This window comes from Nibrella saemangeumensis, assembly GCF_039541915.1.
Taxonomy (GTDB): domain Bacteria; phylum Bacteroidota; class Bacteroidia; order Cytophagales; family Spirosomataceae; genus Nibrella; species Nibrella saemangeumensis.
The window spans coordinates 518,356-539,444 of the sequence record NZ_BAABHD010000005.1; the positions used below are offsets into that span (position 1 = coordinate 518,356).

General features: G+C 51.8%; 18 protein-coding genes. 13 read left to right on the top strand and 5 right to left on the bottom strand.

The features are described 5' to 3' along the window. The first annotated feature begins 1 nt into the window (after position 1). From ABD949_RS04165 to ABD949_RS04185, 5 genes are all read left to right on the top strand, one after another. Complete coding sequence (locus tag ABD949_RS04165; protein WP_345240876.1) at positions 2-667, top strand: hypothetical protein; 666 nt, start codon at positions 2-4, stop codon at positions 665-667. Positions 668-681: 14 nt separating this feature from the next. Beyond that, positions 682-1,443: an imidazole glycerol phosphate synthase subunit HisF gene (hisF, locus tag ABD949_RS04170; protein WP_345240878.1), complete on the top strand. Its 762-nt coding sequence runs from the start codon at positions 682-684 to the stop codon at positions 1,441-1,443. Positions 1,444-1,451: 8 nt separating this feature from the next. Beyond that, entirely contained in the window at positions 1,452-2,057 is a 606-nt protein-coding gene (hisIE, locus tag ABD949_RS04175; RefSeq protein WP_345240880.1) for a bifunctional phosphoribosyl-AMP cyclohydrolase/phosphoribosyl-ATP diphosphatase HisIE, read from the top strand. 84 nt (positions 2,058-2,141) lie between these two features. Then, the gene (locus tag ABD949_RS04180) at positions 2,142-2,474 is read left to right on the top strand and encodes a phage holin family protein (protein WP_345240882.1); all 333 of its coding nucleotides are present in this window, start codon (positions 2,142-2,144) and stop codon (positions 2,472-2,474) included. 291 nt (positions 2,475-2,765) lie between these two features. Next, positions 2,766-3,542 carry a hypothetical protein gene (locus tag ABD949_RS04185; protein WP_345240884.1) on the top strand — a complete coding sequence of 259 codons (777 nt, stop codon included), beginning with the start codon at positions 2,766-2,768 and terminating at the stop codon, positions 3,540-3,542. Between the two features lie 44 nt (positions 3,543-3,586). On the opposite strand, the gene ABD949_RS04190 is transcribed toward ABD949_RS04185, so the two are convergent. Both ABD949_RS04190 and ABD949_RS04195 read right to left on the bottom strand, forming a co-directional pair. Further along, complete coding sequence (locus ABD949_RS04190; RefSeq protein WP_345240887.1) at positions 3,587-6,535, bottom strand: PVC-type heme-binding CxxCH protein; 2,949 nt, start codon at positions 6,533-6,535, stop codon at positions 3,587-3,589. A 62-nt stretch (positions 6,536-6,597) separates the two neighbouring features. After that, positions 6,598-7,527, bottom strand: a complete 930-nt coding sequence (locus tag ABD949_RS04195) for a sugar phosphate isomerase/epimerase family protein (RefSeq protein ID WP_345240889.1) — start codon at positions 7,525-7,527, stop codon at positions 6,598-6,600. 185 nt (positions 7,528-7,712) lie between these two features. Between ABD949_RS04195 and ABD949_RS04200 the strand changes: the two genes are divergently transcribed. From ABD949_RS04200 to ABD949_RS04230, 7 genes are all read left to right on the top strand, one after another. After that, positions 7,713-8,264 (top strand): RNA polymerase sigma factor, encoded by a 552-nt coding sequence (locus ABD949_RS04200; RefSeq protein ID WP_345240891.1) that lies wholly within the window; start codon positions 7,713-7,715, stop codon positions 8,262-8,264. Further along, positions 8,251-9,831, top strand: coding sequence for a hypothetical protein (locus ABD949_RS04205; protein WP_345240893.1), 1,581 nt, complete (start codon positions 8,251-8,253; stop codon positions 9,829-9,831). Before ABD949_RS04200 ends, ABD949_RS04205 begins: the two co-directional genes overlap by 14 nt. 24 nt (positions 9,832-9,855) lie before the next feature. Continuing rightward, positions 9,856-11,097 (top strand): serpin family protein, encoded by a 1,242-nt coding sequence (locus ABD949_RS04210; RefSeq protein ID WP_345240895.1) that lies wholly within the window; start codon positions 9,856-9,858, stop codon positions 11,095-11,097. A gap of 48 nt (positions 11,098-11,145) precedes the next feature. Continuing rightward, positions 11,146-12,381, top strand: a complete 1,236-nt coding sequence (locus ABD949_RS04215; RefSeq protein ID WP_345240897.1) for a serpin family protein — start codon at positions 11,146-11,148, stop codon at positions 12,379-12,381. Between the two features lie 12 nt (positions 12,382-12,393). After that, positions 12,394-13,173 (top strand): META domain-containing protein, encoded by a 780-nt coding sequence (locus ABD949_RS04220; protein WP_345240899.1) that lies wholly within the window; start codon positions 12,394-12,396, stop codon positions 13,171-13,173. A gap of 239 nt (positions 13,174-13,412) precedes the next feature. After that, on the top strand, positions 13,413-14,708 hold the full coding sequence (locus ABD949_RS04225) for an LVIVD repeat-containing protein (protein ID WP_345240901.1): 1,296 nt from the start codon (positions 13,413-13,415) through the stop codon (positions 14,706-14,708). Between the two features lie 4 nt (positions 14,709-14,712). After that, a complete protein-coding gene (locus tag ABD949_RS04230; RefSeq protein ID WP_345240903.1) occupies positions 14,713-15,297 on the top strand; it encodes a hypothetical protein in 585 nt (194 codons plus the stop codon). Positions 15,298-15,373: 76 nt separating this feature from the next. Here the strand turns inward: ABD949_RS04230 and typA are convergent, their stop codons facing one another. After that, on the bottom strand, positions 15,374-17,188 hold the full coding sequence (gene typA / locus ABD949_RS04235) for a translational GTPase TypA (RefSeq protein WP_345240905.1): 1,815 nt from the start codon (positions 17,186-17,188) through the stop codon (positions 15,374-15,376). A 412-nt stretch (positions 17,189-17,600) separates the two neighbouring features. Between typA and ABD949_RS04240 the strand changes: the two genes are divergently transcribed. Continuing rightward, the gene (locus tag ABD949_RS04240) at positions 17,601-19,394 is read left to right on the top strand and encodes a S9 family peptidase (RefSeq protein WP_345240907.1); all 1,794 of its coding nucleotides are present in this window, start codon (positions 17,601-17,603) and stop codon (positions 19,392-19,394) included. 93 nt (positions 19,395-19,487) lie between these two features. On the opposite strand, the gene ABD949_RS04245 is transcribed toward ABD949_RS04240, so the two are convergent. Together ABD949_RS04245 and ABD949_RS04250 are read right to left on the bottom strand one after the other, a co-directional pair. Further along, positions 19,488-19,718, bottom strand: a complete 231-nt coding sequence (locus ABD949_RS04245; protein WP_345240909.1) for a hypothetical protein — start codon at positions 19,716-19,718, stop codon at positions 19,488-19,490. Positions 19,719-19,787: 69 nt separating this feature from the next. After that, positions 19,788-20,990: a glycosyltransferase family 2 protein gene (locus ABD949_RS04250; protein WP_345240911.1), complete on the bottom strand. Its 1,203-nt coding sequence runs from the start codon at positions 20,988-20,990 to the stop codon at positions 19,788-19,790. Positions 20,991-21,089: the final 99 nt, after the last annotated feature.

Sequence of the window (21,089 nt, forward strand, 5' to 3'; positions counted from 1 at the left end):
CATGGTGAAGCGCATCCTCATCCTACTTTTGCTGTTGTGTAATCTGCCTGTCTGGGCTGCTGTTGACTCTGTTCACACAGAGCGCTTTAGCCGACTGGCCCAGCAATTAAACATTCGACAGTCAAAACTGAAGCAGGGTGAATATCAGGTACGGGTTTGGGAGAAAGTTGCCCTCGCTTACGGTGATGCGCAGAAGCTTTACGTGATTGACAAGAAGCGTAAAAATGTTAAGCTGATGAAGTATACCATGTCCTGGAACAAGCAAATCTTCAAAGGTTTCACACGTAGTAAGCCCAAACAACAGCCGGACGAACCTTTTTGGCAGGAGATGGTGCAACTCGACCTCTTAACCTTACCTGACAAAGACCAGATTCGTGAGAAGATATTCCCGAAGCAGAAACCACGTGATTATAGCAGTCGTGTAAAGGTAAACAGCGATAGTACTGTAGTTGTGACAGCCCAGAAGGCACAAGGCTCTCATCTTATTATGGGAGACGGAGTAGGCTACATAGTTGAAGTACTGGGAAAAGACTATTTCCACACTTACTCATATAGTAACCCTTTGTCTTATGCCAAAGCCAGACCGGAGGTTGATGAGCTGCAGAAAATAGCAGTTATACTGTTTAAAATTAAAGGAGTATTTGGCGATGACCCACTTCGCTATTAATTGTACCTACCTTTATGTTAACCAAACGAATTATTCCCTGCCTTGACATCAAAGACGGCCGAACCGTTAAAGGCACTAATTTTATAAACCTGCGGGATGCCGGTGACCCGGTCGAGCTGGGCGCAATCTATGCAGAACAGGGTGCTGACGAACTGGTATTTCTGGACATCACCGCCACCGTTGAAGACCGCAAAACGCTCATTGAACTAGTCCGGAAGGTAGCGCATACGGTGAATATTCCGTTCACCGTTGGCGGTGGCATTTCGTCTAAGGCGGATGTGTCGGCGCTGCTGAATGCGGGGGCCGATAAGATTTCGATAAACTCATCGGCAGTGCGGAATCCGGCGCTGGTGGATGAACTGGCGCTGGAGTTTGGCAGTCAGTGTATTGTAGTGGCGATTGATACCCGCTATGTCAACGGAGAGCATATCGTACACACGCATGGCGGCCGCAAACCTACTGAACTCCGTACCATCGCCTGGGCCAGAGAAGTAGAAGACCGGGGCGCGGGCGAAATCCTGCTGACCTCGATGGATACCGATGGTACCAAAAACGGATTCGCCGTCGAGCTAACGGCGCAGATTTCCGGTTCAGCCAATATCCCGGTTATTGCCTCAGGCGGAGCCGGTTCGATGGAGCACTTTGTCGATGTGTTCACCGACGGCAAGGCCGATGCCGGACTGGCGGCCAGTATCTTTCACTTTAAAGAAATTGAAATTCCGGCCTTAAAGCGATACCTGCAAAGCCGGGGTATTGAAATGCGGATGACGGATTAATAACAGCTATGAACACAACGATTGACTTTCATAAATCACCCGATGGCTTAATACCAGCTGTCATCCAGGATTCACAAACCGGCAAAGTGCTGATGCTGGGCTACATGAATCAGGAGGCTTACGAGAAAACAAAGGCCGAGGGGGTCGTCACCTTCTATAGCCGCAGCAAGCAACGGCTCTGGACCAAGGGCGAAACGTCCAATAATTTCCTGCACGTCCGTGAGATTCTCATCGACTGCGACGGTGATACACTGCTGATTAAAGCCCATCCGGCCGGCCCCACCTGTCATACCGGAGCCGATACCTGCTTTGACGAAGTCAATCAGGGACATGGTCAGTTTCTGAACTACCTGCAGAGTATCATCCACGACCGGAAACAGAACCCGTCGGAAAGCTCTTACACCTCAAAACTATTTGGCCGGGGGGTTAACAAGATAGCCCAAAAGGTAGGTGAAGAAGCGGTAGAACTGGTGATTGAAGCCAAAGATACCAACGATGACCTGTTTAAAGGCGAAGCCGCCGACCTGCTGTTTCACTTCCTGGTCTTGCTGGAGCATAAGAATATAAGTCTTGATGAGATCATTGCCGTCCTGCAACAGCGGCACGTAAAATAAGGTAGCCAAACAAATACCAGTTATAGAGGTTTGAAATATGAAGCAGCTTTCGTTTCTTTCAGAACACAAAAACCTCTAACCAGTATGGGCTTAATTCTTAGGCTGTTGGTCAGTGCCGTAGCGGTGCTGATTGCTGCGTATATCATTCCCGGGGTGTCGGTTGATAGCTTTGTAACGGCACTGATTGTGGCCGTTGTTCTTGGCTTGCTCAATGCCATAGTCAAACCAATTCTGGTTATCCTGACGATTCCCATTACCATATTGACGTTGGGACTTTTCTATTTAGTCATCAACGTACTCATGGTTTACCTGACGGATGCCTTAATCGGCGGTTTTGCCGTGAACGGTTTTATTTCTGCCCTTCTATTCAGTATTCTGGTCGCCATTGTGACCTGGGCTATTGATGCCATTGTTTAATAAGTACCTATTGGGTGTTGCACGTGCAGTCAGGCTTGGGTGAGCCTGACTTTTTTTGTAGCTATGCCGCTGTGCCGGTTCCGGGTATGTAGCCCAGCGTTTGTCAATCATTGAAGGAGCCAATTGGCCATACACTGAGCCGGCACCGAAACGGCCGACATCTGGAACGGCTACATCGAGGGCGCTATACGCTCCGGCGAACGAGTAGCGGAAGACGGGATAATAGTTGTCTTTCCGTAACTTTTTATAGGTCGGCCTGTTCATTCATATAATTCACATCACAGATCGACCATGAAACATATCCTTCTTTTCTCTTTTTCCTTACTTTTTGCTTCACCAGGCAGCTTTGCCCAGTGCCATCCGGCTACCCTGGAGCAGAAAGCCTCCTACGTGAACGTAGTAAACACGCTGCAGCAGCAGTTTAAAAATAATATGCCCCCCGGTAACTGGCGTATTTTCGATGAGCGCCATTCGCTGGATAATCTGGAGCTAAGCAATGAGTTCGGTCGGCTCTTCCACGTTTGCGGTGACCGCTATAATCTGACACTTGAACGCGCCGGCACCGCCCAGGCCCGCCAGACTCGCCTGAATAACGCTGCCTCTCAGCCCGACACACTTACTCGGCAACCCCGTTCACTTGTCCTCAGCACAGACTCCGTCTACCGGGAGGCTGATCCCAGCCGGGCGCAGCAATTAGCCGAATCAACGATTGACATTGATGTGGAGATGAACGCCGGCAATTACCGGCTGGAGGAACCCGTTAGTAATCGGTTCGTTAGCTCCTACAAAACCATTACCATTAACGGTGTGCCGCTAGCCTTGCAGGTACAGCTAAAGCGAGATAAGAACGGCATTACACCTCGTCCGGAAACAGTCATTCTGCTGGGTAACTGGAAAAATAACCTTAGCGCCGATAGTCGCAGCAACAAGATGTATCACTACTCATTTACTAAAGGGGGTAATCTGGTGGAGAATCTGGTGATTACGATTAAGGGGCCGATTGAGGTAGCCAATGAGATTGTACAGAAGATTGACTGGCGGGCGATTGGGAATACGCTGACGAAGTAAGCATGTACCTTGCCCCCTTCTGATGCAAGGTACATACGAGTACATTACTGCTGCAACAAATAGGCCGTTAAATCGGCCAGTTGCTGCTCGTTCAGGCCCAGCGACACGGCATCGGGCATGAGGCTTGTGCTGTATTGTTTGCGCGAGGTAATAGAAGCCGTTGGAATTGTGAGCTTTTGCCCGGCGGCATCTTTCATAACGACCGCCTGCTGCCCATCGCTCAACAAGAAACCGTAGTAGGTCTGCCCGGTTTTGGTGGTAATCAGCCAGGGCTCGTAGCCAAAGGCTAAGCCGGCACTGGGATTCACAATGGCATCCAGCAAACCATTTTTATCAAACTTCTGGTGAATCTTGGTCAGCTCCGGACCTATGTCTTTACCCTGCTGCCCGTGGCGATGGCAGGTCGAGCAGGTGTTTTTGAAGATGGCTTGCCCGGCGGTAGCGCTACCGGTTAGCGCCGTTACCTTGTTTAGCGAAAGGGATGCCGTTGCGCCGGGGCGGGTGAAGTAATCGCCGGCCATGGTCCGCACCGACTGATCGGCGTTCTGGAAAATCACTTCCCCCACCGCTTTCTTCACCGAATCTGGCAGCTTTTTGTCGGCGGCCAGGCCGACCAGCACTTTGCCGCCGTCCGGGTCGCGGGCCATGTCGAGGGCTACTTTGGTTTTGTCCTGTTCCGTAGTGTATTCATCCAGCAGTTTCTGGCGCAGGGTTAACATCTTCTGCTCATTAGCTGATAATTTAGGGGGTAGAACCTCATCCCAGTTGAGCAGCGTCGCCCAATCGTTGCCGCGCCGGAAGTTCACCCAATAGTTGGCCTGGTCGGCTATGGTTTTATCCTCCAGCTTTGTCAGGTCGACCATGGCCTGGGCGGCCGCAATATCCTTAATGAAGCCAAGCGCGACAATAGACTGCTTACGCGCATCGGCGGTGAGCGTTGGAGCAGCAGCCCGTTGTTTAAACAACCCAACTGCCGAAGCAGGATGCAGTTCCCAAATCAGATTAGCGGTACGCTGGTCCCATTGCACCGGGTCAGCGGGTAGGGTTGGCTTTAGGGCGACAAAGAGCGCTTCCTCCTTATTATCGGCCGCCTGACCGAGGGCATCCAGGTACCAGCGGTCCTGTCCATCGTAGCCGCTGACCAGGTTCAGCAGCAGGTCTTTGCATTGGTCAAACGGAACATCGCGCAGGGCAATGGCCACCTCCCGACGAACGGACGGAGAAGGGTCACCGGCAAGTTGTTGCAACTCCGGCATCACATTCTGTTCCACCTGGCGTAGCGCGCGCAGCGCTGCAATGCGAATATCCGCGTCATCGGAGCGCAGCAGCGTTTTCACCTCGGCAATGCCTTTGTTGCCCAGGTTCGCCAGCAGGTAGACCGCCCGCGCCCGGTGGTACGGATTTTCGGCGGTCAGCAAGTTCTTTACGGGCTTAATGGCCTTTTCGCCTTGTGCCTTCAGTACTTCAAAACCCAACGCCCGTACATTGACGGCTGGATTTTGCAAGGCAGCTATTTGCCCTTTGGTACTTCGCAGGTCGATTTTGGGCGTTTTCAGGCTTTTGCCCTTCGGCGTAATGCGGAAAATGCGTCCGTAACCTTTTGAGTCGTGCATCTGGTGGCCGCCCACAATGGGGTCATACCAGTCCGCAATGTATAAGGAACCGTCGGTGCCCACGGCCACGTCACTGGGGCGGAACCACTTGCGCGAGTCGTTATCAACCTGATTCCATTTGTAATTTTCATCGACTGCCGGAAAGGTGCTTATAAAATCAACGCGGGGCAGCCGATAGCCGGCACCCTGCGGCTCGGGTTTGTAGCTGAAGATTACGTTCCGACCCGCTTCGGCGCTAAGCAGCATGCCCCGATACTTCGGTCCCAATTCATCGCCTTCGTAGAAGACAACACCTGTCGGCGAGCCGGCTCCGGTAATATCACCGGAGGGCATGACGCCAGGGTCCTCCTGGTGCCAGTGGGCAATGGGTATAGTCTGCCCCGGCCGCTGGTCGCCCTGCCAGTAGCGGGTCCCATCCAGGCTGAAATACCCGGCATTCGCCCCTTCCATGAGCCAGCTTGTCCGACACGCCACCACCTGGTCGTCGTTGTCGTTCTGCCACATATTGCCAAAGGAGTCCAAGCCGAGTTCGTAGTTGTTCCGGAAATTGTGGCCCATTACCTTCAGTCCGGTACCGTCGGGGTTGATGCGCAACGCCAGTCCGCCGATCCATATCCGGCCATCGTCGCTGACCATGTTGCCCTTGTTAATCTTGTTATAGGGCGTACCACCAGTATAAAGACTGCCCGACCGTAAGGTCCAGCCGCTTTTATCGGTCACCACGTGCGGACCGGCATTACCGGTGTTGAAGTACCACTTACCATCTGGACCGACTACCAGCGCGTGCAGCGAATGGTCGTGGTCCAGTCCGCCGAAGCCCGTCAGCAGGATTTCTTTTTTGTCGGGTTTATCGTCGCCGTTTTCGTCGGTGAACACCACCAGATTCGGGGCGCAGGAAACAATCACTTTGTTGCCGATAACGGCAATACCCAGCGGAGAAACGATGTCTTTGTCCTGCACAAACACTGTCGACTTATCGGCTTTGCCGTCGCCGTTGGTGTCTTCCAGAATCATCACCCGCTCACCTTCGGGGTGGTTCAGTCGGGTATTGGGCTTGTTGTTGAAATCGCGGTAGTTGACAGCCTCCGTTACCCACACCCGGCCACGAGCATCAACGTCGATGTTGGTGGGGTTGTAAAACATTGGCCCTTCCGCCCAGAGGGTAGCCTCCAGATCATCCGGCAGGTATAGCTTGTTGGGATCATCGGCGAATACAGCTTTTGATTGTTCCGGTGCAGTGATACCGATAGCGGATTGCTGCGGCTCCGGACGCGGTGATAGTCCACCGGTTTGGTTCAACAGGAATAGGCCACCGCCCAGTAGCAACGCCATGCCGGGGCGGGTATATTGCAGAAGGGGAAGTCGGGTTAGGGAGAGCATAGGATTCAGAAGGATTGATAAAAAAACGGATTACAATCGCGCCGGCGACCCGGTCCGTTGTACTAACTAAATATGGAACGGACGTAGCGGTTGTTTTCCTGGTAGCTTTCGAGCATGGGCTGTCCCTTCGGAATAGCGCCTTCCATATGCAGCCAGCCGCGGTAGCCAATTTCATCCAGTACATGTCGGACCTTCTGCATATCAACATTGCCTTTGCCTAGCAACGCGCCGTTTTCCTTGAGGTGAATCTCACAAATCTGCTTACTACCCAACTGGCGCATCTCGGAAAAGATGTCGTACCCACGGTCGGTCGAGTTGCAGACATCGTAGTAGACCTTTACAGCGGGCGAACCGACAGCATCAATAATAGCCATATGCTCGGGTGCCGACAGCCACGACTCAATACCCAGAATCACACCCGCTTTCTCGGCTTTGGGCGCTACCACCTTCAACCGCTCCACAACCACTTTGGTACCCTGCGGGTCGTTGCGAAGGTCCCCTGCACTAAAGAATGCCAGGAGAATGTTTTTTACCCTTAATGCTTTGGCTACATCGATGCTATCCTGCACCCATTCTTCAGCTTTGGGGTCTGATTTGTAGGGTACGTTGTTGAGTTCGCCCAGCGCCAGTCCGCCAATCTGAACGCCGGTGCGTTTGGCGGCCGCTCTGTATGCCTCCTGCACCTCCTTCTGCCGCAGATGCATATTATTGGCCGCTGAACCCATACTCACTTGTAATCCGTCTAGGCCAATTTGTTTTGCAACGTCAAAGGCGGCTACATCGCTTGATTTGCCAATCGACCAGTCGCACGCTCCAATGTAAAACCGGGGTACGGCCATCGGGGGTACGGCAGTCAGTCGGGAAGACACTCCAGTAGCTGGCAGGTTGAAAGAGCCGCTATTTTTCAGGAAATTAGCCGATGCATATGTCGTGCCTGCCAGGCAGGTGACCAAGCCGGTCAGGGTTTGTTTCAGGGCGTCTCGTCGGTTCATGGTGTTACCGATTACTAAAGGAAGTAAAGGTCAGGAACGATAATAAAGCTATAATTGTCCATTTTTTATGACAGAATAGTAAAAAGGCATCCTGATTGGTAAATATCTAGAAAAACAATTAAAAATTTTTATGTCTATTCCAACCGTTGCCAAAGGGTTAGGGTCTTTTAGATGTCAACGTTGATATGCTGGATGAACGAGCATTAGTCGAAGGGTGCCGCAAGCAGAACCGTGCTATGCAGCGACAGCTCTATGAGCGGTTTGCCGGCAAGCTCTTTGTCGTCTGTAAACGCTATACCAAAGACGCCGACGATGCCGAGGATGTGTTGCAGGACGCATTCGTCAAAATCTTCCGGCATATAGACTCGTTTCGGTTCGAATCTCCGCTGGAGGTCTGGCTGAAGCGGATTGTGATCAACACTGCGTTGAAGCATATCCGCAAGCAGAAGCCCTGGGAGCACACAACCGATGTGGAGGAGGTAGCGTCAACGCTGTCGCAGGCTGATACCAGTCTGCCCACGCTGAACTACCAATACTTACTGCAACTGATTCAGGAGCTACCACCGGGGTGCCGGACGGTATTTAACCTGTACGCCATCGAAGGCTACAGCCACCCGGAAATCGCTGAGATGCTCGACATTTCAGAAGGTACCTCAAAATCCCAGTTTTCCAGAGCCCGATTCCTGTTGCAGCAAAAGTTACAAAACGAACAACGAGTACGAGATGAATCCGTCTAATCAACATACACCAGACGACCGCTGGCGGAAAGCCTTCGAGGAGGCATCCGAAACGCCCCCACCGCGGGTGTGGGATGCCATCGAGCGTCGGCTCGACGAGGACGATGACCGCGCAGGCATCGTGCCCCTCTGGCGGCAGTATATGCCGTGGGCGTCGGGCGTTGCCGCAGCCGTGGCGTTACTGCTGGTTGGTTGGTGGCTGATGCGCACAGACTCACCGACTGGCACCGATGTAGCCCGGCAGCAATCTGAACGTAGGCCGGAGGCAGCCGCTCAGCAGCAAACACCTGCTGCCGAAAACAATACAACCAGTACGACCGAATCTGTAGTGGCCGGGGGGGCCGAACAGTCGTTGGCGGGAGACCTCAAGCGTGGTTCATCCAGCCAGGAGGTTTCACCGCCCGACGACTGGAATCACCCGCACTACGCCCGGACGTATGACCCGTTGGCCAAAGAGCGAATTCGTAACCGGCAGCAGAGCAAAACCGCCATTCCCGCTACCGCTGACGAGTTGATGGCAACGGAGCAAATTGCTTTATCGGCCAGTCCGGCTGCGATGTCAGTACCTGGCAATGCCTTAATCCCTTCGACTAATACATTAGTACCGGGCAATGCTTCATTACCAATACCAAGCCAGATGCCGCCGAATGAGCGACCACTTTCGGGGTATCCGGTACAGGAGATGCAAGGCCATGGTTTACAGTCAGGGCTTCGCGAAACGCAGCGGATGGTCTGGTTCCGGGCTCCGGACGCTGATGCTTTACCAGAAGCAGAAATAAAAAAGAATCAGCGGGAAATGTGGGCGTCAGTGAGTGTGATGCCGTCGTCCTTCAATCCTGCTGTATCGGTCCGTTCCAGTGTACCCATGGCCAATTATGCCATGGCACCGGGACTTGCCAACCAGAATACCAAGTCCACACCATCTGTTCAGAGTCGGTCTGATTTGTCAATGGCTTATCAGGCCGGCACTGGTTTGCAGCTCACTGATCACTGGTCGGTCGAAACGGGTGTCGCCTATCTGGCAGGTCGGTCAACGGTAGCCAGCCCGGTACTGGTTTCGGTTGCCACCGCATCCGGCAACCCGATGATGCGATCTACGAACAACTTCTTTGCCGAGGCTGTAAAAAATGCTCCCGGTAATGCTAATGTGCAGAACGACCGGGGAGGCATCACGTACTTGTCGAACCAGAACCTGTACGATGCCGGTACGCTTCAATCCGTCAGCAACGATTATCGGTTTGTGCAGGTGCCGGTGCAGGTGGGATACCAACTCCGGCCGAACAAGCCACTGGGAATCGCGCTGCTGGGTGGTATGCTGGCCAACTGGTTTGTGCGAAACGACGTGGGCGATAATCTGTCGGTCAAGGCCAATGATGGGTTCTATAAGCCGGTGACCCTATCCGGTGTAGCTGGTATGCGGCTCCGCTACCGACCTACCCGGCGCTGGTCGGCGAGTATGGCGGGCGTCTATCAGCGGGCGCTCCAGTCGGGTACGCAGCCCTCAATTGAGTTGCAAACCCGGCCGCAAACAATGGGGATGAGTTTTGGCGTGAATTATCATTTTTAAATTTAACCAATGTCTTTCCATACCATGAATAAGCAGTTAATCTCAACAACCGGTGTTCTCACCGCAGCCGCCATGCTCAGTATGGCTGTGAGCTGTAAGGATTCGGCGAATAATAATCCGCAACCCGAGCCTGGCAAGACGCTGCGGGTGTCGGCTCCATTTGCCAGTCAGACCACTGATTTTGCTTTCGGCTTCTTTAAGCGGGTGAATCAGGAAGAAGGCGCAGACAAAAACGTATTTGTATCACCGCTTAGCCTGCACATGGCGCTGGGCATGATTATGAACGGTGCCAATGGACAGACGGCCCAGGAGATTCAAAAGACCCTGAAACTGGATGCCCAAACACTGGCCGAAGCCAACCAGACCTATACCTACCTACTGGAAAACCTGCCCAAAGCAGACTCCAGGGTCACGTTGGGGCTGGCCAACTCGGTCTGGTACCGCAACGGTTTCCAGGTAGAGAAATCGTTTCAGGATGTGCTGAAGGAAAGCTTTAAGGCCGAAGTTACCGGACTGGACTTCGATAACGATGCTGCCAAAGACCGCATCAACAACTGGGCCAGCCAGCAGACCAACGGCCGCATCCCGAAGGTGATCGACGAAATCCGCCGGGATCATGTGATGTTCCTGATGAACGCGCTGTACTTCAAAGGGGATTGGAAGACCCAGTTCGACCAGAAGAATACAGTCGATATGCCGTTCCGGCTGCCATCAGGTCAGGAGAAGACCGTGAAGATGATGCGCCTGAACACGGAACTTCGTCGGGCGTTCAAACCGACTTATGCCGCGTTTGAACTGCCGTATGGTAACGGCCAGTTTGCGATGACGGTACTTCTGCCCAGCCAGAACACCTCCGCCGACGCCGTGCTGAACAGCATCAACGCCGGAGAGTGGACGCAGTTGCAGAAAGACATGGCTGAAGGCAAAATCGACATTGGTCTGCCCAAATTTACGTTGAGCTACGAAATTCAGCTAAAGAATACCCTGACGGCATTAGGAATGCCTACCGCCTTCACCGACGCAGCTGATTTCACCAAAATTAACCGCAACGGCGATTTGTACCTAAGTTTTGTAAAGCAGAACACGTTTGTGGCTGTCGACGAAAAGGGCACCGAAGCTGCCGCCGTCACCACCGGAGGTATCTCGGTGACCTCCATGCCACCCTCGTACATCTGTGACCGTCCGTTTGTGTTCGTCATTCATGAGAAGACGTCCAACACAGTGCTGTTTATGGGTAAGATTGTGAATCCGCAGACGAATTTGTAATACTGCCTTCCCCCAACCCGTCCAAAGGGTTGGGGGTAAAATAACCTTATGAAGGCTTCGACCTTTTCACGAACCGGCATTCTTATCGGCCTATTTCTGGGCATTGCGGCCTTGGTCGGTTTAAGCTGTCAACGGAACCTGATGACCGAGCCTGTTCCTAACCGGGTTATGCAGGTACCAGCTACGTTCGCCGGCCAAACCACTGACTTCGCTTTTGAGGTTTTTAAACGCGTTAATGAAGCGGAAGGTCCGGCGAAAAATGTCTTTATATCTCCGTTGAGCCTGCACATGGCGTTAGGTATGGTCCTGAATGGTGCCGACGGAGCAACCGCCCAGGAGATTCAAAAGACCCTGAAACTGGATGCCCAAACACTGGCCGAAGCCAACCAGACCTATACCTACCTGTTGGAAAACCTGCCCAAAGCAGACTCCAGGGTCACGCTGGGGCTGGCCAACTCAGTCTGGTATCGACAGGGGTATTCGGTCGAGCAGACGTTCCAGGATGTGCTGCGCGAGACCTTTAAAGCCGAAATAGCCGGACTCGATTTCGGCAGCGCTACAGCTAAGGACCGGATCAACGGCTGGGCCGACCAGCAGACTAATGGCCGTATTAAAAAGGTTCTGGACCAGGTTCCGCCAAACAGCGTCATGTTTCTGATGAATGCGCTGTATTTTAAAGGGGACTGGAAGATTCCGTTTGACCCCGGCAAAACGGTAGATATGCCGTTCCTCCTGCCGGAGAGTGGCCAGAAAATGGTGAAAATGATGCGGACGACTGCAGAATTCCGGCGGACATTCCACCCTGCTTATACAGCATTTGAATTGCCATACGGCAATGGGCAGTTTGCCATGACTGTTTTGCTGCCGCAGGAGAACATCACCGCTGATGCTGTCTTAAAATCCGTCTCAGCCAGCGAATGGAGTCAGTTACAAAAGGATATGACCGCGGGACCGATAGCTATAGGTCTGCCAAAATTTACCCTGGAATACGAGAGTAAGCTCAACGATATACTTAAGAGTATGGGTATGCCAACAGCCTTCACCGGTGCGGCTACCTTCACGAAAATGAACCGCAACGGAGGGCTGTTTATAGACTTTGTGAAGCAGAACACCTTTGTAGCTGTTGACGAGAAAGGTACCGAGGCTGCCGCTGTTACAACGGTTGGGATGGTTGAGAGCCTTCCACCGAGTGCGATCTGCAACCGGCCATTTGTGGTAATTATCCACGAGAAGACATCCGGCACAGTGCTTTTTATGGGCAAAATTTCCAATCCACACATGTAAAGAATAACAACAATGAAAACCGTAATGATGACAATGCTGGCCCTATTGGCCATGACCTTTACCGCCTGCGACCCCGTTGTTGAGCCGGAGAGTGAATTTAAAACGTCAGGAGTGAATCAATTGATAGGCCATTGGCGGTTAATCGAACCTGCTTCCAGCTATACCGTTACCATGGACATCACACCTGACTCCAGCCAGGGCGGCAACAATCGCTACCGGATCAATGGTCTGTCTTCTGTAAACTACTATTTCTCTTCGCTGACGGTGAGCGGCAGCGATGCTGTTGCCCTGGAGACAATTGGAGCAACCAAGCGGGGCGGCTCCGCCGAGGCCATGCAGTTTGAGCAAAGCTATTTCAATAAACTAAAAGCAGTTAACCGGTATCAATTATCGGGTAACCGGCTGACACTTTACGCAGGATCCGAGCGACTCGTTTATGAGCGCCAGGCCAGTGACCCGCAACTGATAGGACGCTGGAAGTGGGTAAAAGTGACTTACGGGTTTACGCAGACTACGTCTACCCCAGAGAAAGCCGGCTATACCGAAACGCTGGAGTTTTACGCCGATGGCACCTACAAACGCTTCCGTAATGACAAAGAGATAGAGACCCGACTGGTTTACAGCGGAAATAATCCGACCCAAACGGCATACAAGAACGCTATTCTGTTCCCGGCTACGCAGGAGGCTCAGCCTTACGAGATCAAAGACGGCCGTTTGTTCCTGTACGAACGTGGACCTGCCGAAGCCACCATTGCCGACGGCGGTATTTACGAATATGAGAAAGTTAAATAGTTGAGTGGTTCATTGGTTAACTGGTTTACTGGTTGTCGGCAGTTTTTTGATACACAGTTGTCCTCATACCTGTCAACGAATTAACCAATAAACCAGTCAACCAAAGTAAGGTGGTAATTGCTGACTTTTTGTGTAAGACCAATTGCCCGGTGGCCCTGCTGCCGGGCAATTTTTTTGTGGATTGTTCCAACGGTTTCGCCAGCATCGGGGTCTTTAAAGCAAACACACAATCCAGACCCATGAAACGACAGCTTTACTTTTTTGCCCTGCTCCCGCTGCTGTGGCTAACAACCGGCTGCACCGATAATTGCGAGGAAACCCGCACCTTCCGCCGGTATACACCTATCTCGTTTACCTTAGCGCAGGTTCGTCAGGGCGTCATTGCCGAGGCTCCCCGAACACTGGTCAATCCCGGCAAGATTTATACGAAAGATCAGTACCTCTACATCAACGAGATTAAAGAGGGTATTCATGTCATTGACAACAGCAATCCGTCGGACCCTAAAATGGTGTCGTTTATCCGCATACCGGGCAACGGCGACATTGCTATCCGCAACAACATTCTGTACGCCGACAGCTATCTGGATCTGGTGGCGTTCGACATTAGTGACCCGAAGAATATCAAGCCCGTCAACCGGGTAGAGGGTGTCTTCCCGAGTGGACAGTTTGAAGGGGGCTGGTGGTATTACAATGCCGCTCAGAATCTCATCAATGACCAGAAGGTTGACTACGTCACGGAGCGGGTTAAAACCAACTGCGAAGAGGGTGGCAACGTGAACCCCTGGTGGGGTTTGGCCATGATGGACACACGCGCCAACTTCCAGAGTGCGTCACCATCCGCTAACCCCGGTCAGGCAACCAACGGTACGGCCGGGTCAATGGCCCGCTTCGCCTTGTACGACAACTACCTGTATACCGTCAGCCAGTCAGACATGCAGTTGTTCGATATCAAGAATCCGGCTGAGCCGAAGATCGGCCGGAAGATCAACATGGGCTGGGGTATTGAAACCATCTTTCCCTACAAGGACAAGCTGTTTATCGGCTCCAATACCGGTATGCATATCTATGACAACAGCAATCCGGAGAAGCCCGAGCGCCTGTCGGTGTTCCAGCACGCCCGCGTGTGTGATCCGGTGGTGGTTCATGAGAATACCGCCTACGTGACGCTGCGCTCCGGGAATACGTGCGCCGGTTTTACGAACCAGCTCGATGTAGTTGACGTGTCGAATCTGATGAACCCGCGTCTGATTAAGAGCTACCCCATGAAGAACCCGCACGGGCTGGGCGTCGACTTTCCGAATCTGTTTATCTGCGAAGGGGCGTATGGGCTGAAGAGTTTCAACGTCAGCGATCCGCTGAACATCGACAAGAACCTACTGCAGTACATCAAGGATCTGGACGCTTACGATGTAATTCCACTGAGTAAATCGCTGCTGCTGATTGGCAAAGAGGGTTTTTACCAGTTCGACTACAGCAATCCGCGTAGCTTGCGCTTATTGAGCAAGATTCCGGTACGGCGTCCTTCTATTGGCTAGGCTTATGAAAAAGCAGATCTATTTTTCGCTGATGCTATTGCTGCTGGGAAGTAGTGCATGGGCACAGAAGCCGGTAATCAAGCGGCCCTTCGTTAATTATACCGAAATAGGCGGATTATTTGGCCGGGTTGCGTTTGGTCCCAGTACGGCTGAGGTAGTTGCAAATCGGCTCAACTTTACGGCGCAGACCTTCAACGGCGTTCAGTTAACCCATCAACTAGCGGTGGGCAGCACCGTTGGCATCGACTGGTACACGGCCGCGCTCCTGATGCCCGTCAGCGCCGGTATTCGCTACGACCTCGCCCGGCATCCCCGCAAAAACGTGCGGGTATTTACCAGTGCCGATGCGGGCTACGGGTTTGCCTGGCTGCATAAGGGCTCTACCGGCTACGAAACCAAAGGCGGCTTGATGATTAGTCCGGGCATTGGCCTCAAAATGGGCCGGCCGGGTAACACAGCTTTTATAATGTCATTGAGCTATAAGCGGCAGGAGGCTGATGTGCAGAAGCCTATTGGTTTTAACGACATCCGCCGGGAGGAACACCGCGTTTATAATCGGATTGCGTTCCGGGTAGGCGTTAGTTTTTAATTTCCACACCATACAACCTGAAAACGAAAAAGTCCCGGTTTGCGCCGGGACTTTTCTATATCTGTTCATGGCACATTTACGCCATTTCAAACTTGTTCTGCATCCGCTTACGCTCGTTCTCATCGAGGTAAATCTTCCGCATCCGAATTGATTTCGGCGTAACCTCCAGGTATTCGTCTTTCTGAATGTACTCCATAGCTTCTTCCAGTGAGAAACTGATCTTCGGCGCAATCCGGACGTTATCGTCAGAACCGGATGCCCGCATATTGGTCAGTTTCTTGGCGGTCTGAACATTCACGACAATATCATTTTGCCGGCTGTGCTCACCAATCACCTGACCGGTGTACACCTCTTCGCCCGGATCGACAAAGAATACACCACGGTCCTGTAGTTTATCGATGGCGTAGGCCGTGGTCGGTCCGTTACCCATTGAAATCAGGGATCCATTGATACGCTCGGCAATCGTACCGCGGTAGTAATCGTACTTTTTGAACCGGTGGCTCATGATGGCCTCCCCGAAGGTAGCCGTCAGTACGTTGGAACGCAAGCCAATCAGACCCCGCGACGGAATCTCAAACTCCAGGTGCTGCAGGTCTCCCTTCGGCTCCATAATCAGCAGTTCGCCTTTCTTCTGCGTAGCCAGTTCAATTACCTTACCGGCTGTTTCTTCTGGTACGTCTACCACCAGCGTTTCAATCGGCTCCAGCTTCTGGCCATCTTCATCCTCTTTGAACAACACCTGCGGCTGACCAACCTGTAGTTCGTAGCCTTCGCGACGCATGGTCTCGATCAGAATAGACAAGTGCAGAATACCCCGGCCATAGACCAGGAAGCGGTCTTCGCTATCGGTATTCTCGACGCGCAGGGCCAGGTTCTTTTCAATTTCTTTGTACAACCGGTCGCGCAGGTGACGCGAGGTAACGAATTTACCTTCCTTGCCGAAGAACGGTGAGTTGTTAATGGTAAACAACATGTTCATCGTCGGCTCATCCACCGAAATACGGGTCAGCGCTTCCGGATTGTCTATATCGGTCAGCGTGTCGCCAATTTCAAAATCTTCCAGACCGGTTACGGCACAAATGTCGCCCGAGTTTACCTCAGCCACTTTAACTTTACCGAGGCCTTCGAATACCTGCAGTTCTTTAATACGGACTTTTTTGATGGAACCGTCGCTTTTTACCAGTGCCATATTACCCCCTTCGCGCAGGGTACCGCGATGCACCCGACCAATGGCAATCCGGCCGACGAAGGACGAAAAGTCAAGCGAGGTAATCTGCATCTGCGGCTCACCTTCATTAACCGGCGCAGGTGGAATATGATCGACAATCGTGTCGAGCAGGAACGTGATGTTATCGGTTGGATTTTTCCAGTCAGGACCCATCCAGCCCTGCTTCGAGGAACCAAATACGGTTACGAAGTCAAGCTGGTCTTCGGTAGCGCCGAGGTTGAACATCAGATCAAAGACCTGCTCATGTACCTCGTCGGGACGGCAGTTTTCTTTGTCTACCTTGTTTACCACCAACACCGGCTTCAGGCCCAATTGCAGGGCCTTGCTCAGTACAAAGCGGGTCTGCGGCATGGGGCCTTCAAAGGCATCGACGAGCAGCAATACGCCATCGGCCATTTTCAATACACGTTCTACCTCACCGCCGAAATCGGAGTGGCCCGGTGTATCGATGATATTAATTTTCACATCCTTGTAACGGACGGACACGTTTTTCGAAACAATGGTAATACCCCGCTCCCGCTCCAAATCGTTATTGTCGAGAATCAGGTCACCAAATTCCTGATTTTCCCGAAAGATTTTTGAGGCATGGATAATTTTATCGACCAGCGTAGTTTTGCCGTGGTCAACGTGCGCAATAATGGCTATGTTGCGGATTGATTGCATATAGTCTTAACCTTGATTATTCTGATACTATCTGATTAACAGGATTTTTTGAAATAAGGTTGACTCACTAAAGTCTAAATCAGACAATCAGGGTGCAAAGGTACGAAATTTTACGCTGAAACACAGATTTTTACAAGTTATAGCTGTGTTAAATTATAGTTAAAGCCATCTACTCTCTACATAGTACAATTTAAATATTGAATACCAGTATACAAAGGCACCGTTTACAAACTGATTTTGCTTTTCCTCTGCAAAAAACCGTACCTTTCTTTCCTCACAAATCCTAAAAACCATGAAAGCTATCTCATTTGTTCTCAGGTTATTACTATTCATACTGCTAGCCTGCACCGTACTGTACACACACGGAAACCCACCTCAGAATCCTCCCAAAAAGTACACCATTGAACAGTTCATGAAAACCATTCGGATTGGTGGAGCCGATTTCTCGCCTAATGAGCAAACGGTGGTTTTTCATAGCAACCAAAGTGGCGTGTTTAACCTATACGAATTGCCATTTTCGGGCGGCACTCCTAAACAGCTTACCTTCTCAAAAGACAATGCCATTTTCTCGCTCGGCTACCTGCCGGATGGCCGGATCCTGTATTCCAGCGACCAGGGCGGTAACGAATTAACCCACATCTTTATCCGCAACACCGACGGGACGACCAAAGACCTGACTCCTAACGCAAAAGCCAAGTATCAGTTTGCCGGTCTGAGCCACGATAAAAAGAGCTTCTTTTATAACAGCAACGAACGAAACAAAGCGGCTTTTGATGTTTATGAAATGCCGCTTGCAACTCTTACACCCAATATGATTTTTGAGAACCCCGGCGGGTTTTTCCCCGGTGATGTCTCGCCCGACCGCCGGTACATCGCGTTGGCGAAGCCCAGCACCACCACGAACAGCGACGTTTACCTCTACGACACGAAAACAAAGCAAACGAAACTACTCACAGAGCACCAGGGCGAAATTGCCAACCATCCAGGTGAGTTTACCAAGGACAGCCGGAAACTGCTTATATCAACCGACGAAGGCAGCGAATTCAGTTACACCAAGGCATACGACCTGGCAACGGGCAAGGCTGATATAGTAGACAAGGCCGACTGGGATATAAACGGAGTCGGATTATCCCGGTCCGGTAAATACCGCGTAGTCTACATTAACAAAGATGCCCGCACCGATTTAAAACTAATAGACACGCAAACGGGTGGTTCGGTAAAATTACCGGCTCTCCCCGGCGGTGATCTTACGGGCGTAAACATTGCCGATAGCGAAACCCGAATGCTGTTTTACGTAAACAGTTCCAAAGAGCCCACCGCGCTGTATTCCTACGACTTTAAGACCGGGAAGATGACATCGTTGATTAAAACGCTGAATCCGGAAATTAACCAGGAGGACCTCGTATCGGGTGAAGTGATTCGGTACAAATCGTTTGACGGCCTGGAGATCCCTGCCCTGTTGTATAAGCCAAAGGATATTTCTACGGGCGAAAAAAGGGCGGCTATGTTGCTTATTCACGGTGGCCCCGGTGGACAAACCCGGCTGAATTATTCACCTTTGGTCCAGTATTTGGTCAATCATGGCTACGTCATTCTGGCCGTCAACAACCGGGGCAGCTCAGGATACGGCAAGACGTTTTATGCCGCCGACGACCGGAAGCACGGCGATGCAGACCTGCGCGACTGCGTAGAATCCAAGAAGTTCCTGACGGCAACGGGTTATGTCGATCCCGCTAAGATCGGCATCATGGGCGGGAGCTACGGCGGTTACATGACGCTGGCGGGTCTGGCGTTTACGCCGGATGAATTTGCCGTAGGCGTTGATATTTTTGGCGTGGCCAACTGGCTGCGTACCCTCAATAGTATGCCGGCCTGGTGGGGACCGCAACGAGAAGCTATGTTTAAGGAACTTGGGAATCCGGCCACTGACTCAACTGCCTTGTACAATAAATCACCGCTGTTTTTCACCCACAAAATCAAAAAGCCGTTGCTGGTGATTCAGGGAGCCAATGACCCACGGGTACTTAAAGTAGAATCAGACGAGATTGTAGCGGGCGTAAAGAAAAATGGGGTTCCGGTGGAGTATATCGTCTTCCCGAACGAAGGCCACGGTTTCGTCAACAAGGACAACGAGATTACCGCGAATAAAGCCATCAAAGACTTCCTGGATAAATACCTGATCGGCGCGCAGACAGCGTCGAGATAAGGTCTGTTTCAGATCTAAAGTTCCAAGTTTCAGGTTCCATGTTAGCCTTCATGAGTTGACATGATACCTGAAACTTGGAACTAGAAACAATATTTAATGATTCGGGCAGCCGCAGGGGCTTTTCTTCCGGAACAGACCGGTACCAAATAAGCCGCCTTTTTTGGCCCGGTAGCCTTTACGTTTCTTTTTAAATATGCCAGAAGCCTGCTCGACTTTCTTTTCAGTAGCGATCGACGCTGCGGCAGCCGATGCTGCCGCTTGTACTGGTGCCTCCAATTGCACCAGTAATGCGACAACCAGTAACCCTATAGCTTTCTTTTTCATAACCGTCCTATGCTGTATAGACTCTAAACGATTTTTCTGGAGAATTGGTACCAGCAACCCGCCAACAATTTACCCATTTTTACTGATAACCGTCTCTCCGTGTGGGGTATGAATAAATTTCTTTTCGGCCGTTTTGAATTTCAGCAGCGAACAGATCATGCGGAAAACCAGCCGGGGAAACGTAAACACATCGCGGAAGGAGAGTTTTTCCCACAGATAGCCCGGTATGGAGATCAGCAGCGTTACGGCCAGAATTCCTAACAGACTACCCATACCAAGCAGAACAGCCTGAAATCCGGTGACCAGCCCTACCAGCACCCCAAAGCATAGCGTAGCCAGCAGCAGTGTCCGGGGTAGTATCAGCGCTTTAATGAAACCATTGGCGGCATCCCAGCGACCTTGCAGCAGTTGCCGGATACCGGTCGGGTAATAGAACTTCAGGAACTGAATCTGGGCCGCAATCCAGCGGGTGCGCTGCCGCTCAAAAACCTCCAGGTTCTGCACCTTCTCATCGTATATATAAGCCTTAGGCAGATAAGCAATTTTGATTCCTTCCAGCATGAGCAGCATTTCCAGTTCTTTGTCATAGCCCCCAACCGTCCGCAACCGGGTCATGGCCCGCTTCATCCTTTCGGGTTCAAACGCCATACCGGAGCCAATCAGCGAAGCCGATAACCCCAGCGCCCGCTGCCCCGCCCGAAACAAATGATTATTCACCTCCTCATTCATGGCATCGAACACGGCAACCCCAGTATTGGTATTCTTGGCTACCCGATGCCCCTGCACCGCCCGCCAGCCGCTATCGAACGCCAGATTTACCTGCTGCAAAAAGTCGGGAGCCATGTGATTGTCGGCATCTGATACCACCACCACCTCATACCGGTTTTCAGGTAGCAGATTCAGCGCCTGCGTCAGTGATTTCTGAACGGTAGATTGTTCAAACTGCACCTCCAGCACCTGTACCGGGTAGTGCCTCAGCGTTTCCAGCGTTTCCGGTTTGAAGGAATCAGCAATAACGTAGATGTCATAAGCGTCCGACGGATACTGCTGCCGGAGATTAGCCTGAACGGAGTCAATAATAACGGTATCTTCCTTATAGGCCGGAATCAGCACGGCGATGCGCCGGAAACGGACCGGCTGCCGACCAGCCGGAATATCGGTTCTGGTTTTCAGGCGACCGGCCACTGCCAGACTAAGCAGGTAAAGAACATTGAACAGCAGATAGCTGCCGATGGGCAGCAGAATGAAATAGGCCAGTAAACTATTGATCATTAGCGAGCAAGGTCAATTGAAGGCATTCCGGGCCATAAACTACCTCTTCCTTTTGGGAAGGGTGTTGGTTAATAAGATTATGGCCGGTTGCCGGGATAA